We start from the raw sequence: 305 nt of genomic DNA on the forward strand, positions 1-305 counted from the left end.
AAGGCGCCGCCCCCGCCTGCAGGAAGCGCCGGTAGCGTGCCGCCCGGCGCCCGTTATCGCCGGGGCGGCTGCCCCCGGCGGTGTCCTGGCGGCACGGAGCTGACGCGCCGCCTTCCGGGCCGAGCTGTGCTTCGCGCCAGCGCTCGGCGGCCTGCTGCAGCTCGTCCCAGAGCTGCACCAGTTCACGCGGGCTGCGCGCAGCTAGGCCCGCGAAGTCCGCTGCGCCGCTGGCGTGCTCCTGCGCCAGCAGGCGCTCGGCCGCCTGCAGCGCAGCAGCGGCGGCGGCCTTGCGGGCGCGGAGGCTC

Annotated in this window: 1 protein-coding gene; it reads right to left on the minus strand. The window is 78.4% G+C overall.

What is annotated here, in order from left to right; translation table 11 throughout:
- On the minus strand, positions 1–305 hold a 305-nt coding region (locus C162_RS36510; RefSeq protein WP_036702167.1), incomplete at both ends, for a hypothetical protein.

It is taken from the genome of Paenibacillus sp. FSL R7-269 (assembly GCF_000517865.1).
Classification (GTDB): Bacteria; Bacillota; Bacilli; order Paenibacillales; family Paenibacillaceae; genus Paenibacillus_AQ.